Source organism: Methylophaga sp. OBS1, assembly GCF_026319365.1.
The window spans coordinates 796,106-812,612 of record NZ_JAPDMS010000001.1; the positions used below are offsets into that span (position 1 = coordinate 796,106).

A 16,507-nucleotide genomic window follows, 5' to 3' on the forward strand; every position below is an offset into this window, starting at 1 on the left:
ATGGCTGAAATGATGAAAGCAGCGGTTTTTGTTGAGCCTGGTCGTATTGAGATTGAAGACAAACCCGTGCCGGCTATTGGCGACAATGACGCGCTTATCCGTGTCACCACAACCACAATCTGTGGAACCGATGTGCATATTCTCAAAGGTGAATACCCGGTTGAAACAGGGCTGACGATAGGCCACGAGCCCGTGGGCATTATTGAAAAGCTGGGTAAGAATGTGAACGGCTACCGGGAAGGACAGCGGGTGATTGCCGGTGCAATCTGTCCGGGCTTTCATTCCTATGCCTGCCAGGATGGCCATCCGGCACAGGATGGTGGAAGCCATGCGCATGGTTACAAGCCCATGGGAGGCTGGCGTTTCGGTAACACGATTGATGGGGCGCAGGCTGAGTATTTGCTGGTGCCGGATGCCCAGGCCAACCTTGCCCCCGTCCCGGATGAACTGACCGATGAGCAGGTGCTGATGTGCCCGGACATCATGTCTACCGGTTTTGCCGGCGCCGAATCAGCCAATATTAAAATTGGCGATATGGTGGCAGTTTTCGCTCAAGGTCCGATAGGGCTGAGTGCCACAGCTGGGGCGCGTCTTCGCGGTGCCGGCCTGATTATCGCCGTGGACGGGGTGGATGAACGCCTGGACATGGCCAAAAAGATGGGGGCTGATATCACACTGGACTTTCGCAAAGTCGACGTCGTAGATGAAATTTTGAAACTCACCGGCGGGCGTGGTGTAGACGCTTCGATCGAGGCTTTGGGGATACAGGATACTTTCGAAGCGGCTTTGCGCGTGCTTAAACCTGGCGGCACGCTCTCCAGCCTGGGCGTTTATTCTACTGATCTGTCGATTCCGCTGAATGCTTTTAGTGCTGGGCTGGGTGATCACAAAATTATTACCAGTTTGTGTCCAGGTGGTAAGGAACGGATGCGTCGGTTAATGCGTGTGATCCAATCCGGCCGCTTGAACCTCGAGCCCATGGTGACCCATCGTTTTAGTCTCGACCAGATCGTTGAGGCGTATGATTTGTTCTCACATCAGCGTGATGGTGTGCTGAAAGTGGCAATCAGCACAGCCTGAATATAGACTCAGCTTGGTCAGCAACAAGTGGAAAAACAATAAAAGGCCTCCAGAAACAGCCAGTAATTTAAATGACACCCCCCTCATTTCACGGGGTAGTCGTGTGCAGAGGATTTGCTAGACTTCACAGTGATTGATATAGACATATCTGTCCAGGGAAAGTGTGGGACGGGTAATTGGTGAGAGTACATTTCTGCATCATTGAGGGGCTCTCAATTGCTGGCTTAAATGGAGTGGTGAAGGGCTGATAGGTCAGGATGACGAAGCCTCATCGTTATGTGCCTACCTCAGAGATCAATCCATAGACTCGCCTTTCTTCTGCTTGCCTTGACCATTACCGGTCAGGCACTGGCCGACAAGGTTATATTACAACTTCCCTGGTATCACCAATTTCAGTTTGCCGGATACTACGCGGCAAAATCACAGGGGTATTTTGCTGAGGCGGGTATCGATGTTGAGATTCGCGCCGGTGTCAATAAAGAGGGTGACAGCCTCAACCCGGTCGAGGAAGTGGTTTTCCATCGTGCTCAATTCGGCGTTACCCGCAGTGATTTACTGATTCATCACGCTCACGGCTTACCCGTGGTGATGCTTGCCACCATTATGCAGCGTTCGCCTGCCGTATTCATTACACTCGAGCAATATGGCATTAACAGCCTCAAAGACATCGGGAATAACCCTGTTTCACTTCCATTGGTGACAGATAGATCTGCCTCGGTGATAGATGTTGAAATTATTACTGCCCTTGCCCGCGCGGGCGTAGAGATGAACCGGCTTAACAACAATGCTGAAAAATGGAACCTCGCCAGCTTACAAAGTGGTGAAAGTCAGTTGATTTTCGGCTACGCCAGTGATGAACCTTTTATTCTTGAGCGTCGAGGCTACCAGCCCAGTGTCATATCCCCCATGGACTACGGTATTGATCTTTACGGTGATCTGCTATTTACCAATGAATCAACCCTGAGAAATCAGCCTGAGCTGGTCGCTGGTTTCAGGCAAGCCGTGTTACGTGGCTGGGCATACGCTCTACAAAACCCGAAGCAGGTTGCCAAGCATATCCTGGAGACTTATCCAGTTCGAAATGCTGACTATGATCTGGAATTTATGTTGCAAGAGGCGCGAGTATTAAGGAGCTATATTCAGCCAGAGCTGATTGAACTGGGTTACAGCAACCTGGAACGCTGGCAAAGGATCGCCGATCTGTACCGTGAAATTGGCATTGCTGATCCCATCGATTTTCAACGCTTCATTTATTCACCAGAGACATCAAACAAGCTCAATCACTGGCTCTGGCCAATCAGTCTGGCTTTCAGCTTACTGGCTGCCTTACTTATCTGGTTGTTCTGGACTCGTTTACATTTGACCAGAACCGTCCGCCACAGTGAACATCGGGAGTCCGAGCTTCGGATTCAGGCAGAGACCGACCCGCTGACGGGCCTGGTGAACCGGCGCAGATTGGCGCTGGAACTGGATGTTGGTTATCTGCGTGCACGTCAGGAACAAAGACCCTTGTCCATGTTAATGCTGGATGTTGATCACTTTAAACGTGTCAATGACAAATACGGGCATTTGGCCGGTGATCGGGTGCTGTGTTCCTTATCGTTTTTATGCCGAAAGGTCACCCGTGACGGTGATGTGGTCTGTCGATATGGTGGTGAGGAGTTCGCACTGTTATTGCCTGGGACTACTATCGATGAGGCAAGTGTCATTGCCGAACGCCTGATGTCTGAAGTACGCAATGACAGCGTGGAATGGGAAAACCATGCTTTAAACTACACGATTAGTATTGGCGTTGCAGAACTTAACGCACATGATGAAAAGGGCCTTGATCTGTTGAGACGGACAGACAGGCACCTCTACCGTGCCAAGGCCGCGGGCCGGAATACGGTTTTTGCCCAGGCGCTGGGGGAACTGTCGCTGGTCAAAGGCGGTTGATTCTCTTCAAATCACCGCGCTGACAAGCTTTTGACGACGATCAGCAGTTCAACGTTCACAGCCCAGCCTCTACCGTTTTATGTTTATTGCCTCAGACACTGTCTGTATTATCGGGCGTGTTGCCCTTAAGCAGCGTTAATGAAGTGGTGATTTTGAGTCCGACAGGCGCCATGGCGTGCCATTGCAGACAGGATACAGTTTGCAATCTCTGGTGCATCCCCGACAAGGCAGACGAGTGGCAGAGCCCGTTGCAGCAGGCTTTGATTTTGTTTCTGTCATTATTTTTTCCCAGAGCTAAAGATGGTCATATTAGGTGGCCAGTAGCGAAAATAATGTGAAAAATAAGCCTGCTGAAACAATCTTGATCCAGCTAGCTGTGAACTATTAGGCATTAAAACAAATTTAACAGTGCAAGCTTGAACCTGAGTTGTCTAGGATGAGTCAAATTATGGCTGATTTCAAAAAGGAGAAGCTATGAAATCCAGATTAATTCTAATGGTCGCATTCAGTCTGCCCCTCTTTGTAGCAGGTTGCAGCGTTGATAAACAAACCGTCGGCACCGGTGTTGGTGGTGCTGTTGGCGGCGTATTGGCTTCTAATGTCGGCGGCGGTTCCGGCAAGACAGCGGCTATCATCGGTGGGACACTGCTTGGTGCCATTATCGGTGGCAAAATCGGTGCCGACATGGATGAACTGGATCGTCGCCGCGCAGCCAGTACCCTGGAGACTTACCCCACGGGTAGAACCAACACCTGGCAGAACCCTGATACCGGAAATGCTTACGACTTCACGCCGACCCGGACCTACAATTCAGGTGGTCAGCCCTGTCGTGAATACGAGATGGATGTTTACATGGATGGACGCAAGGAGGTGGTGACGGGCACCGCTTGTCGGAACGCCAGTGGTGAGTGGGTCAATCAATAAACACATTAAACACTGAAAAAAGCCGGCACAAGCCGGCTTTTTTTATTCCAGATTCTCAGCCAATAAGCCTTTTGGGTAATACCGTTTTCTAGCGATTTCACGCATGATCAATTAATGCTTGTGAGTCATCTGAAAACAGGCATAAAATTGCGCGCTTTTTCTATTTTCTGGAGTGAAATAATGTCAGAACCAGTCTGGTTTAGAACCGGTGAGGCCACCGTGTTCGCAAGTGATGATCAGGGTACCGATGCGATGCCCGAGATTTTGATTGGTAGTGTTAAAGGTCCGGCAGGTATGGCCTTTGCCAACCTGATGGGACAAACAGAGGGGCATACCCGAATGTTTGCCATCCGTGCCACCAATCAACAGGTCAAACCGGCCACTATGATTGTGCCCAAAGTCACGATTAAATCCGGTGCTTATGTCGCCCTGTTTGGCGGCGTTGTCCAATCTGCAGTGGCTGATGCTGTCCTGGACAGTGTGATTGAAGGCGTAATCCCGAAAGAACAGGCAGAAGAACTCTGCATCATTGCCATGATCTGGATTTCGCCGGAAGCGGCGGCGAATCCTGATGTCGATCGTAAAGACCTTTATCGGACTAATTACGAGGCGATGAAACTGGCGATTCAACGTGCCATGACGGGATCACCGAGCATTGATGCGTTGATTGAAAACCGCAACACCATACATCACGAAATGTATAACCCGGAGACGGGTGAGTCACTCTGGTAGGCTTAGGCTATCGACAGTCAGCCAATACAGGCTGACTGTTGATGTCTCAATGCACCGTGTTCACTGCAGCATCCTGATTCAGGCGTTCCAGCTTTTTAGCGATGACATCAAGTAACTTGCGGTACTGGGTTTCCGCTATCTGAAAGTCATCAGCGGCATCTTTTTCATCACCACATTTCAGCAGTGTCAGACAATTGCTGATCAGATAGGAAAGTCGGCTGTATTCCTGGTCAAGATAGTGCAGAAAAGTATGTTCTATGAAATGTACATGAAACGCTTTTTTCAGCCAGAAGCGGCAGTGGCTGTTCTCGCTGAAAATAGTATCGGGGCGAACTGCCCGACGCAGCGGATCCGAAGGCAGGATACGACGTTTTGCGTGTTCCACCTCAACATCAAGAAAATGAGCAAATAAGCGAAGCTGGGAAACTCTCAAACAACTGATGCTGCGATATTCTTCCAGCAAAAGAGCAGGGGCGACGAAATCGCAAGACCAGGTCAGTACTTCATCAGCGGGTATCGGTCTGGAAATGGCATAACCCTGCACCATTTTACAGCCCATGCAAAGTAAGATCTGACCATGCTTAAGAGATTCGACGCCTTCGGCTATTACATCAATATCGAAGGAAGTCGCCAGAGAAATTACGCTTTCGACAATTTTGAAATCATTAGGGTCATTGAGCATATTCCGAACAAATGACTGGTCGATTTTTACTGAGCTGATCGGTAGCGTTCGAATATGACTCAGGGAGGAATAACCTGTACCAAAGTCATCCAGGGCTGTTGTGATATTGAGCTGTTCTTTACAGGCATGTATGACGTTTTTGATTGTAGACAGCTCATCGAGTGCATGGCTCTCAAGAATCTCTATTTGGAAATAACTCAGATCCAATTCCGGAAAGTCATGACAAATCTTTCTCAACGCTTCAACAAAATTGCCGCGGGCAAGTTGATAAGCAGAAAGATTGACACTGACGGTGACTTTCATTCCATGCTCATGCCATCTTTGAAGCTCTGTCAGCGCTTCATGTATGACCCACAAGCCCAGACTGATCTCAACTTCTGACTCATTGATCGAGGGAAGAAATTCCAGCGGCATTAACAACCCTTTTTCCGGGTGCTGCCAACGAACCAGTGCTTCAAAACCGATCAATTCACCGTTGGCAATGTTTAATTTGGGCTGAAAATGAAGTCTTAACTGACCTTCATGTATCGCTGTGAGTACCTCAGGTTGATTAAAGCTATGTCGCGAATTTTGATTGACCAGATTGGCATCGCCATACATAGAGATGCTGTTTTTACCACTGTTCTTGACTCTGTAAAGTGTCTGATCGGCGTGATCAATCAAGGACTCGAGTGAGCCACGATCAAAGGGATACAAAGTATAACCAATAGAAACACCGATATTGATAATATTGCCCTCAATTTCATAGGGCTGGCTCAATACATTGAGAATTTTATGCAACAGGTTTTCGCAGTCCTGCCGGTTGTGAAGCTCTCCAAGTAAAAGTACAAACTCATCGCCACCATAGCGTGAAGCAGTATCCTGCTCGCGTATGGTTTTTTCTATCCGGTGTGTTAATTCAATCAGCAACAAATCGCCCACGTAATGACCATAGGTGTCATTCACGGGTTTAAAATCATCCAGGTCCAGAAAACACACAGCCAGCATTTCCTGCATCCGATCACTTTTGGCTACAGCACGATCAAACCGGTCTTCCAGCAGATTACGATTGGGCAGCTTAGTCAAGGAGTCATAGTGAGCGAGTTTTTCCAGGGTGGCATGATGCTCTTTCATTTTGGTGATGTCAGACATCATTCCAATGTAAATCGGTGGCTGATCGTCACTGAGTTTTAAACGATTGACTGTCAGAAGTTCTGCATAAAACTCGCCGTGTTTATTACGATTCCAAACCTCTCCCTGCCACCAGCCTTGTTCTCGGATTGTTTGCCACATCCGCCCATAGAAATCGGTATCATGCTTACCTGAACTGAGCATACTCGGGTTGTTACCCAGAAGTTCACTCCGACTGTACCCGGTGATTCGGCAAAAAGCGTCATTACAGGCAATCATGTTGACCTTTTCATCGGTCACGATAATCCCTTCCTGGGAGCGTTTGAATATTTCTTCCAGAATCTCAGGGTGATTTTTCAGGTTGAGCATACAATTACCGTTATCGTTCCCTTCAGTCGGTTTGTTTCGCCCAGAACTGTGTCGTCAGCTCTTTGAAGTTTGAGATAACTTGATTCATGTGATCACTGATGGTCACGGTGTTATCTGCTTCTTTATAATTACGATCAGAAGAGTCTCTGATGGTGTGAATACTTTTGTTGATTTCTTCAGAGACCTGACTTTGTTGTTCTACAGCGGCTGCAATTTGTCGCGTCATATCATTGATATTTTCAATGGTGTGCATGATGTGTTTAAAAGCGTCAACAATCTCCTCACCTTGCCTGGCGCTCACCTCAGCGTGACTAATACCTTTTTCCATGGCTTTCACGGCCGTGGTGGCATCATCTTGTAAACGCTCCATCATGCTACGAATTTCTTCGGTCGATAACCGGGTTCGACTGGCCAGAGAACGGACTTCATCTGCTACTACGGCAAAGCCACGACCCGCGTCGCCGGCCCGTGCAGCCTCAATTGCCGCATTAAGGGCCAGAAGGTTTGTTTGCTCGGAAATATCATTGATCACATCCAGCACAATGGCGATATTCTGACTGCTTTTTTCCAGTGCCTTAATAGTGTCTGAGGCATTGACCAGGCTTTCCTGCAGCTGCTTGTTGATTTCTGTGCTGGTGTTGATGACAGCCTGACCTTTTTCAACAGCCTGTAAGCCCTCATTGGCCATCGAACTGGTACTTTGTGCACTTTGGGATACTTCCTGAATCGATGCCACCATTTCATTGATCGCTGTAGCAACCTGTTCAGTCTCGTTAAACTGCTGTTCGGCATAACCTTTAGAGGCAATGATGGCGTCTCCAAGTGACTGTGTTTTATGACCCATTGCACCTGCACTATCCGCGATACGTCCAACCAGTCCGGCTGTTTCTGACTCCAGAAAGCGCATAGCGAGCATCAGATTGCCGACTTCATCCTGCCGACCGGTATAAACATACCGTGCAACCGGATCATCAACAATTTCGACGGCATGCTTGAACAAGTCATTCAGAGCCTGACTTGAGCGCCATAGGCCGGCTATTGAGATTAGAAGGGCGATAAAAACTAATAAGAGAGGAGGGAGGAAAGGAAAAGAGAAACTTAGTAACAGCGCGGAGACGATGGGTAAACCGGCCCAAAGCATCAATACTGTTCGAAAAGATAAGTTGTTTTTGAGCGCTTTCATCTTTTTGCCTGCTCTAAGGCCTTGGTATAGATGTTGGGCTCTTTCTACCCGTTCAGGTGACGGTTTCCGTCTGACGGATTGGTATTCGAGTTCTCCGTTATCCCTGACTGTGGGGGTGACATAAGCATCCACCCAATAATGGTTTCCATTTTTGCAGCGGTTTTTGACCAGACCCATCCAGGATTGGCCGGACTTAACCCTGCCCCAGAGCATGGAGAATGCCTCCGGAGGCATATCCGGATGACGAACGGTATTGTGACTTTTTCCGATTAACTCTGCTTCTGTGAACCCACTGATTTCAATAAAGTCTTTATTGACATAGCTAATAATTCCCTTACTATTTGTGGTGGAAAGAATATTGGCTTGACTCGAATAACTTTCTTCCACCTGAGTAACTGGTTCATTAATCTTCATGGCTGGCCTCACATTTCAACAGCCGCTTAATCTCCAGCAGAAGGGTTCACAGAGATAAGCAAGTGTCAGGAACCTCTCGTTAACATTTTTTCACAAGGTGAAAAAATGTGACGTAGTCGAGGTTATAAGCTATTTACTGGAAAGGTCTAATACTAAATATGAATCAGCTGATTGCTCGGGGTTATCAGTTTAAATTTGACCTGAAACAACTCAGGTCTTTTCTTGCTGTAGCTGAAAAACTCAGCTTCAGGGGGGCCGCTGAAGCACTATTCATTTCACAGCCAGCATTATCGAAACATATTGCTCAACTTGAGGCTGCTTTGGAGTGCAAGTTGTTTATCAGAGATAAAAATTCGGTCGTGCTGACAAACGCGGGTAAGGCTTTATATAGCACGCTGCCAATCGTGCTGGAGCAGCTGCAGCAGACCGTCGCCTCATTGAAAACCAGAGAGGAGGGAGCCGAAACCATCAAGATTGGCTATACCTGTGCTGCGATGGCTAGTTTCTTCCCTGGTCTGATCAGAGAGGTCAGACAGGCACTGCCTGCGTGTGAATTCGAGTTTTCAGAAGCAATGACGGACAAGTTGATTGAGGATGTCACACAACAGCATCTGCATGGTGCCTTTATCATGTCACGGCCTGAAGATCCCAAGTTAAAGCGAATTGATATCAGATCGGAACCTTTAGGTCTGATGCTACCGGATAACCATTTTCTCGCTATGATGAAAGAAGTGTCATTATCATCCCTGGCAAAGGAGACACTAATCCTCTTCCCCAGGCAAATGAATCCAATGCTTTTCGACGACATCATTCAACATTGCGAGCAGTCAGGCTTTTACCCTAAAAAAATTGTTGAAGCGCAGTCTGGCCATGCTGCTATTGGTTTTGTGGCAGCCGGTGCAGGAATTGCCTTTATTGTCCATTCTATGGCAACGGCCTGTCTCAAAGGCACCTGTTTCAGACCACTGACATCACCGGCCCCCCGGATTAAGTATAGTTTTATCACTCATCCACAGGCCGAGGGTGAATGGCTGAATGTCTTCGAACAACAAATACAGCAAATGCTCTGTCCAAAGCGCCGAAGCAGTCAGGCGACTGAGCATGGGGATAAAAGTACAGAGATGCTTTTAGATTGAGACCAGATCAAAGCTGGGATGGATTAAAAAAACGACCTGATTGACCTTCAGAGGTGAATTTAAGGTACTGGTTTTCCTATCAATTCAGGTCTATAGTGGTTTTATGTGAACCAGTTAACAAAATACTATGAAAGTGTTGATTGTTGATGATGCAGAAATCGACTCTTTAATCTGTCAGAAGATAGTTGAAAGCCTCGATTATCGGCCAATAGCCGTTTCCTCGGCTTCAGAAGCACTGGAAATTCTTCAAAAACCAGGGGCGCCGGACATTATTGTTATGGACTGGTTCATGCCGGAAGTGACCGGTATAGCGCTTTGTGAGCATATCCGAAGTATGCACCTGATGGTTGAACCCTTTATTCTGATGATGACAGCCAATACAGATCGACATGCTGAGGCGGAAGCGCTCAATGCGGGGGCTGACGATTTTATTTCAAAACCAGTCAATCGAATTGACATGGAGGCCAAGCTCAGGCTGGGACGACGCCTGATAAAAACCCAGTTGGAGTTGCTTGTAGCTAATCAAAAGTTGCAGGAAAAGCTGCAGATTGATGCCGTTACCGGGATTATGAACCGCCAATCCGGACTCAAGGCAATCAGTTCAGCCCTGTCAAGGTTGTCCCGGCAGAAACAAAAGCAGGGACTGCTGGTTCATTGCCATGTTCGGCTCAGTCATGAAAAGCACAGTTCTTTTATGCATGAAGTGCATGACAAAATATACATCCAACTGGCTCATCAGTTAGCTCAGATTTTGAGGCAGAGCGATGTTGTGGTGAGATTCAGAGATGACGAGTTTCTATTTTTTGCAGAGAGTGATGCTGATAGTCATCAAAACCTCATGCAACGTATTGAAAGGGCCATCATGCGCGATTATCCCAGCGAAGATGAAGAGGGGGCCTCTTCCTTGATAGCCGGGCTGGTGATTAGACCTGAACAGGCCATGACGCCGGTCGAGAATCTCTTGCAACAGACAGAAATCATCCTCAGTAATCTTCATGCTGACGGCAAGACCGCCGAGTTAATTTCTCTTCCAGCACAGCGCAATACCCGTGTTGTTGATTTTTCTGATTACCGGCGGGCGCAGGGTAAGCTCTAGGGTTCTCTCCCCGCCACTATTTCATCACACTGGAACCTGACCAATAGTGTGATCTCCACAGCGGAGAGCACAATTCAAAATTCTGATGCGATTTCAAATCAGCAGATATCATGTCTGTGATATGGGATTACAGTCCGTCAAGTCTTTTGAAGAACTAACTTTCTCATTACTGATAGACGTTATGCAAAGTACGAGCACAGAAATCAGGCTGAAAAAGTTAGGATCGCAGACAATTAAAATAAGGAGCTTAAATCAGGGGTTCTGTCCCTTGCTGACGCTGCACACAGGCATTGAAAATCTGATCATGTATGGTATCGGCGTCGGTTTCGACCGGCTGGATGAATACGCGCTCGGCGATGAGGAGCAAATCTTTGCGGCCCTGGGACTCACTGTAGATCTGCATGATATTGGCTTCAAATTCTTTCCAGTTGTGTCCTTCTTTTTGTCGGATCTGCTGAATCTCATAAGCGGTACCAGCCTGGTAAGCGCAACTCGTGATATTGCTTCGTTCAATTGGGGCTGAAGCCAGGTTTGAGACAGTCAGAATTAACAATGAAAGCGTAGTCATCTTTATTGCTCTTCTTAAGAGAAGCCTGATACTGAAGGTAGCGCGCAACAGAGTTTTTTACAAGCCTGTTTAGTGGGCTGTCATTATTTTACAAACCTCTCCAAAACCAGTTGTGGCGATGAATTAGGGTGTTCAGCTGCTTGAGCCGGCCTGGAAATACGAGACTGTTGATGTCATGTTAGCACCATGCATCACTTCAGATTATTCATACTCATCCCGTTTATCATGCTGACCGGCTGCGGCGAGTCTCCACAAAGCGGAGAACAACGCACGCTTGAGGAAATCAAAAGTTCTGGACAGCTCCGGGTTGTTACTCGTAACTCACCTACCACCTGGTATATCAATACCGATGAAGAGCCGACAGGCTTTGAGTATGACATGGGGCAACGATACAGCGAATTTTTGAATCTAGAGCCAAAGTTTATCGTTAAAGACAGTATTGGTGATATTTTTGATGCCCTGGAAAACGGCAGTGCGGATGTGGCTGCGGCCGGCTTAACAGTTCTGCCATCAAGAAATCAGAAATTTCTTCCCGGACCGACTTACGATAGCGTTCATCAGGTGCTTGTTTGCCATCGGGATGGCTACAAGCCTGAAGGTTATGATGAGCTCTCTGAGGTCAGTATTACCGTTGTGGCAGACAGCAGTTATTCGGAAAGGCTGAGTGAAATCAAGCAGAACAGGAATCCTCAGCTTGAATGGCAGGAGACGGAGAAGCGCTCCACTGAAGAGTTACTTGAGCACGTCGCTGAGCAGAAACTGGACTGCACTGTTGCCGATTCCACAATCATGCAAATCAATCGACGTTATTTCCCTGAGTTGCGCGTCATGATGCAACTGACCGAATCACAGTCTGTTGCACTGTACCTGCCCGCTGGCGCAGCTAAGCTACAGGCTGAGCTGAAACAATGGTTTAGTGAGTTTGAAAAAAGCAAAGCCATGAGCAAGCTGAGGGACCGCTACTTCGGTTACTTCAGAGAATTTGATTATGTCGATGTCAGTGTGCTGAAACGTCGTGTCGACAAACGTTTGCCACGTTATAAAAAGTTTTTCCGGGTGGCGGCAGACAGATACGACTTGCCTTATCTGACTCTTATTGCCCAGGCATATCAGGAATCTCACTGGGACCCCGACGCAGTTTCACCCACTGGTGTCAAAGGCATCATGATGTTGACAAGAAATACTGCCAAGGCCATGGATGTGGTGGATAGGACTGATGCCAAACAGAGTATCATCGGTGGCGCACGCTATTTGAGACGAATGATGGGGCGGTTTGATGACCGGGTGAAAGACCTCGACAGACTCTATCTCGGACTCGCTGCTTACAATATCGGTAGAGGTCACATGCATGATGCACAGTCACTGGCCAGGCAGCTCAATTTAAACCCCTATGAGTGGCATGATATGAAGCAGGTGCTGCCTTTACTCTCCCAGAAGAAGTACTATCAAAACTTAAAATACGGCTACGCCAGGGGGACTGAACCGGTCCGCTATGTGCAGCGTATCAGAGAGTATCAGCATATTCTTGAAAACGAATTGCAGTAGTTTCAACCCTCATTCTTTGTGGCTGATATTGTGGCAGCATCCATATTGAGCTTGGTTAGGGGAGAGTGGGGCTCTCACCTCAATGATGCTCAATTTTTATGATGACAAATCACCATTCATGGGGTGGGTGAAGCACACCTTCCAGCTTTTCATTGGATCAGGGACTTTTTCAAGTTTCAGCCTGTCTTTATTTCGTTACCAAGAGAGAGGGAATTATGACTATTCACCAGAAAATGATGCTGACATTGTTTTTCGGGATAAGCCTGATACCCCTACAACTCAATGCAGAGGAAAATCAAACCAGCCTGAATATTCCCGTGGCGATTGAACTGTTCACCACTGGTGGCATTGATGCCGATCAACACCCCAATCAGTATGAAAAGTTCGCAATGGACCTGGTCACTCAGATCGATGAAAAGGATCTGGAGCAAATCGAATCGCTCGCCGAGCAAGGTAATGTCCATTCACAGACATTAATGGGGCTGGTCTATAGCTTGCCCAATGAGGAAGGTGAAGGGAGAGTGTTATCCAACATGGTGATGGTGCCCTCGCCCAAAATGCAGAATTACGTTGAAAACTTTCAATTACCTGTAACAGATCTGGTTGAAAGAGACCCTGATAAATCCAAAGCCTATCTTGAAGAAGCGGCTGCAGAAAAAAATACACTGGCAGAAACCCTGCTGGCAGAAGCGATAATGCAGACGGAAGGGCAACGTCCTGATTTTGAAAAATCCCGTGACTATTTCCATCGTGCGGCTCTGAAACAACACTTGCGTGCACAGATCGGGCTGCTGCAGGTTTCAGCTATTCTGGAAGAAGATGTGGATCCGGCCATCATGCGCCAGATCTTCAGCGAAATGACCGGTCAATAATTACCAGTCAACACGTTGACCCTGCCAATCGAGAAAAGATAATTCGCCGTCCGGCTCAAGCTGTTCAAGAATCTTAAGCAACTGCTCTGCCACAAAGTCCGGCTGAAACAGTTTGTGTTCGGGCACCTGTTTACTGAATGGTCTCGATAAAGGCGTGTCGGTTGTGCCGGGATGAAAAGCCAGTAGTTTCACATTAGGCGCCCGTCTGGCGTATTCGATAGCGGTTGATTTGAGCAGCATATTCAGTGCTGCTTTACTGGCACGGTAGCTGTACCAGCCACCCAGGTGATTGTCTCCAATGCTGCCTACCCGGGCACTGAAGATAGTGACTTTGCAGCCCCTTGCCTGTTTCAACAGTGGCAGAAGTTGTTTCAGCCAAAGAGCCGGGGTTATGGCGTTGATCTGAAAGACGTGTTGTATCGCGTCTGAATTGAGCTCTTCCAGTCGCTTTTCAGGACTGACTTTTTGATCGTGTAATATCCCCAGGCAAATAAAAACCCGGTTGAAGGTCAACGCTGAATCCGTGAAACGTTTTACCAGCTCAGCGATTGAAGGTTCGGAATAATCAGACTGATACCAGTCGACACCCTCTAACTCTGCAGGCTGCTGACCACGGCTGACTGCGATAATCTTTTCAGACGGTTCAGCCTCTTGAAGACGACGAATAATGGCCCGGGCGATATGGCTGTTACTTCCGATGATGAGTGTAGAATTCATGAGGACATTGTGTGTCAGTGCCGGTGAAATTTACGTCGTGGTTAATCAGCGAAAGGGAATTTCCAGCGAATATCCTCAGCAGGCATCATCTGACTCACACTCATTCTTATCATGCCGGTTGGATCACTCGGCTGGCCGATGACGATGTAGCGACGTCCGGATTCGGTGAAGCCGAGTCCGCGAGCCTCGTCAAACTCTTTTATCGGGCTGCTGTTTCTGAGCGTGAATGGCAGTAATTCATCCTCATCAACGGCGGGTTTGAAAGGTGGCACCGTTTCAGGACGTTGCCGCAAGCCGACGAAAATTTCCTGTTCACTGGGTAATATCAGAATATTCCAGTGATAGAGGGTCATGACTGAGCCAGCTTTATTTTCCATAAGCTTCCAGAATTTTGATAACCATGGCTATTTTGCTTGTTTGCTGAGAGGCGGGCAAACAGGACGCTGGCAATAAACAGAATGACTGTCTTATAGCTAAAGAGAAACACCGGAAGTTTTTACAGCGCTGAAAGGTTCAGCGGCACTGTTGTATAAAAGAAGGTTTCTTGGTGGGTGCTGAGGGGATCGAACCCCCGACCCTCGCCTTGTAAGGGCGATGCTCTCCCAGCTGAGCTAAGCACCCCAAGAAAGCGTGGCATTCTACAACATCTTTTGAGAATGTGAAGCGTTTGTTTGGTTTTTTTTGGAAACCCACGAAGAAAGAGGTGCTTAGCTGTCTCGAAATTGACTTTGAACTTTAAAAAAAGCGGTCTGCTTCGACTCAGTGCGATAGATCACGCTCCTGAAGCCAGGGCCCGTTATCTGGGCGAATCAGGCGACGACCCGACAGAAGTCGCCATCCCATTTGAATAAGTAGGGGGTAATTTGCTGATGCAACTGAAGATGGGCTTGCCACCATTTCTTGAACTGCTCGAAAAGTGCCTGTGTTTGATGATCCAGGTTTTTGACATCACAGATATCAAGCAAAGATGTCAGTAATGCCTCGGCTTGATGCTCATAATCGCTGACCAATGGTGACTCATGCTGGCGCAGTATGAGCAACTCCGTTTTGAAATGCATTTGCAGTTGGGAATAGAGCATCATGAGATGCTTGATCAGATTGTTATCCTCGCCCTTTAAAAACAGGTAATAGATGGAGTTGATGCTGGCGAGAATGGCACGGTGCTGTTCATCTATGATTTCTTTGTCCTGTTCGAACTCCTTATGCCAACTTAATAACAAGGGTGTTTTCTTTTGCTGAGTCATCTTTCTACGCTCACAAGTTGATGTAGGAATTTTGCACTTGTGAACTGTTTCATAATGTGAACTGGTTAACAAAATAAAAAAGGGGAGACCTGAAACAGGTAACTCCCCTTGAATAAAGCCAGTTTTGAACTATCGCAGCGTGCGACTAAACAGGTTCAGTGCCAGTTGGTAACCAATCATGGCGGTCTGGGCATCGTAGCGGCCGCCATCACCTTCATCTCGCATAAAAGCATGCTCTGCATTGAACTCATGCCAGGTAAATGTAATGTCAGTTTGATTCAATTGCTGGTGGATTTTATCCAGACCTTCTCTCGGCACATGGTTATCCTGCTTGCCCCAGATCATCAGCAGCTCACCCTTGATATCATCCAGTCGTTCCATGCTGTGTTGCCCCGGCTTGTTAGGAATCTTCTGGATATGCAGGTCGGTGGCGTAAAAACAGGCCGTGCCCTTGACTTCGGGTTGCAGCGCGGCGCGGAATGCCAGATGACCACCGATGCAGTAACCCATCGCACCAATGTGGCCGTTGAACCAGTCTTGGGTTTTGACGTACTCAATCATTGCGACATTGTCTGAATCATAGCCCTGAACGTCTTTGGCTTCTTTGTCGGCATTACCTTTATCCCGGCCGGCGTCATCATAGCCCAACACGGTGCCAATCGGATTTAATTCGTGGAAGACTTCTGGAACCAGCACGGCATAGCCGTGACTCGCCATCAGACGTGCTGCACGCTCGATCGGGCCGGTTTGCTGGAAAATTTCAGAATAGAACAGAATGACCGGGTAACTGCCGTCGCCAACCGGGCGGTGAATATAGGTTCGCATCACCCCGGTGGGGGTATCCAGATCAACAAAATCGCTTTGAATTTTCATAGTGTTCAGCTTCTTTTGAGTTCAGAA

Annotated in this window: 15 protein-coding genes and 1 tRNA gene; 8 read left to right on the forward strand and 8 right to left on the reverse strand. The window is 47.7% G+C overall.

The window, feature by feature from the left end; all coding sequences use genetic code 11:
* From OMQ46_RS03900 to fae, 4 genes are all read left to right on the forward strand, one after another.
* Positions 1–1,080: an NAD(P)-dependent alcohol dehydrogenase gene (locus OMQ46_RS03900; RefSeq protein WP_266235671.1), complete on the forward strand. Its 1,080-nt coding sequence runs from the start codon at positions 1–3 to the stop codon at positions 1,078–1,080.
* A 327-nt stretch (positions 1,081–1,407) separates the two neighbouring features.
* Positions 1,408–3,015, forward strand: coding sequence for a GGDEF domain-containing protein (locus tag OMQ46_RS03905; protein ID WP_266235670.1), 1,608 nt, complete (start codon positions 1,408–1,410; stop codon positions 3,013–3,015).
* A gap of 474 nt (positions 3,016–3,489) precedes the next feature.
* Positions 3,490–3,939, forward strand: a complete 450-nt coding sequence (locus OMQ46_RS03910; protein ID WP_266235669.1) for an RT0821/Lpp0805 family surface protein — start codon at positions 3,490–3,492, stop codon at positions 3,937–3,939.
* Between the two features lie 180 nt (positions 3,940–4,119).
* Entirely contained in the window at positions 4,120–4,671 is a 552-nt protein-coding gene (gene fae / locus OMQ46_RS03915; RefSeq protein WP_266235667.1) for a formaldehyde-activating enzyme, read from the forward strand.
* Positions 4,672–4,717: 46 nt separating this feature from the next.
* Here fae and OMQ46_RS03920 read toward each other — a convergent pair whose 3' ends face one another.
* Positions 4,718–6,832, reverse strand: a complete 2,115-nt coding sequence (locus OMQ46_RS03920) for a putative bifunctional diguanylate cyclase/phosphodiesterase (protein ID WP_266235666.1) — start codon at positions 6,830–6,832, stop codon at positions 4,718–4,720.
* 22 nt (positions 6,833–6,854) lie between these two features.
* Positions 6,855–8,429 (reverse strand): methyl-accepting chemotaxis protein, encoded by a 1,575-nt coding sequence (locus OMQ46_RS03925; RefSeq protein ID WP_266235664.1) that lies wholly within the window; start codon positions 8,427–8,429, stop codon positions 6,855–6,857.
* Between the two features lie 158 nt (positions 8,430–8,587).
* Here OMQ46_RS03925 and OMQ46_RS03930 point away from each other — a divergent pair, with 158 nt between their 5' ends.
* Together OMQ46_RS03930 and OMQ46_RS03935 are read left to right on the forward strand one after the other, a co-directional pair.
* The gene (locus OMQ46_RS03930) at positions 8,588–9,565 is read left to right on the forward strand and encodes a LysR family transcriptional regulator (protein ID WP_266235662.1); all 978 of its coding nucleotides are present in this window, start codon (positions 8,588–8,590) and stop codon (positions 9,563–9,565) included.
* 127 nt (positions 9,566–9,692) lie between these two features.
* Positions 9,693–10,661, forward strand: a complete 969-nt coding sequence (locus tag OMQ46_RS03935; protein WP_266235660.1) for a response regulator — start codon at positions 9,693–9,695, stop codon at positions 10,659–10,661.
* A 247-nt stretch (positions 10,662–10,908) separates the two neighbouring features.
* Here OMQ46_RS03935 and OMQ46_RS03940 read toward each other — a convergent pair whose 3' ends face one another.
* Positions 10,909–11,229 (reverse strand): hypothetical protein, encoded by a 321-nt coding sequence (locus OMQ46_RS03940; protein ID WP_266235658.1) that lies wholly within the window; start codon positions 11,227–11,229, stop codon positions 10,909–10,911.
* 186 nt (positions 11,230–11,415) lie between these two features.
* Here OMQ46_RS03940 and mltF point away from each other — a divergent pair, with 186 nt between their 5' ends.
* Together mltF and OMQ46_RS03950 are read left to right on the forward strand one after the other, a co-directional pair.
* A complete protein-coding gene (mltF, locus tag OMQ46_RS03945; protein ID WP_266235657.1) occupies positions 11,416–12,774 on the forward strand; it encodes a membrane-bound lytic murein transglycosylase MltF in 1,359 nt (452 codons plus the stop codon).
* Positions 12,775–12,989: 215 nt separating this feature from the next.
* A complete protein-coding gene (locus OMQ46_RS03950) occupies positions 12,990–13,646 on the forward strand; it encodes a tetratricopeptide repeat protein (protein WP_266235655.1) in 657 nt (218 codons plus the stop codon).
* On the opposite strand, the gene OMQ46_RS03955 is transcribed toward OMQ46_RS03950, so the two are convergent.
* From OMQ46_RS03955 to OMQ46_RS03975, 5 genes are all read right to left on the reverse strand, one after another.
* Entirely contained in the window at positions 13,647–14,363 is a 717-nt protein-coding gene (locus OMQ46_RS03955) for an SDR family NAD(P)-dependent oxidoreductase (RefSeq protein WP_266235653.1), read from the reverse strand.
* A 41-nt stretch (positions 14,364–14,404) separates the two neighbouring features.
* The gene (locus OMQ46_RS03960) at positions 14,405–14,740 is read right to left on the reverse strand and encodes a hypothetical protein (RefSeq protein WP_266235651.1); all 336 of its coding nucleotides are present in this window, start codon (positions 14,738–14,740) and stop codon (positions 14,405–14,407) included.
* 168 nt (positions 14,741–14,908) lie between these two features.
* A tRNA-Val gene (locus OMQ46_RS03965) sits at positions 14,909–14,984 on the reverse strand.
* Positions 14,985–15,172: 188 nt separating this feature from the next.
* Positions 15,173–15,607 (reverse strand): chemotaxis protein, encoded by a 435-nt coding sequence (locus OMQ46_RS03970; RefSeq protein ID WP_266235649.1) that lies wholly within the window; start codon positions 15,605–15,607, stop codon positions 15,173–15,175.
* 129 nt (positions 15,608–15,736) lie between these two features.
* The gene (locus tag OMQ46_RS03975; protein ID WP_266235647.1) at positions 15,737–16,480 is read right to left on the reverse strand and encodes a dienelactone hydrolase family protein; all 744 of its coding nucleotides are present in this window, start codon (positions 16,478–16,480) and stop codon (positions 15,737–15,739) included.
* Positions 16,481–16,507: the final 27 nt, after the last annotated feature.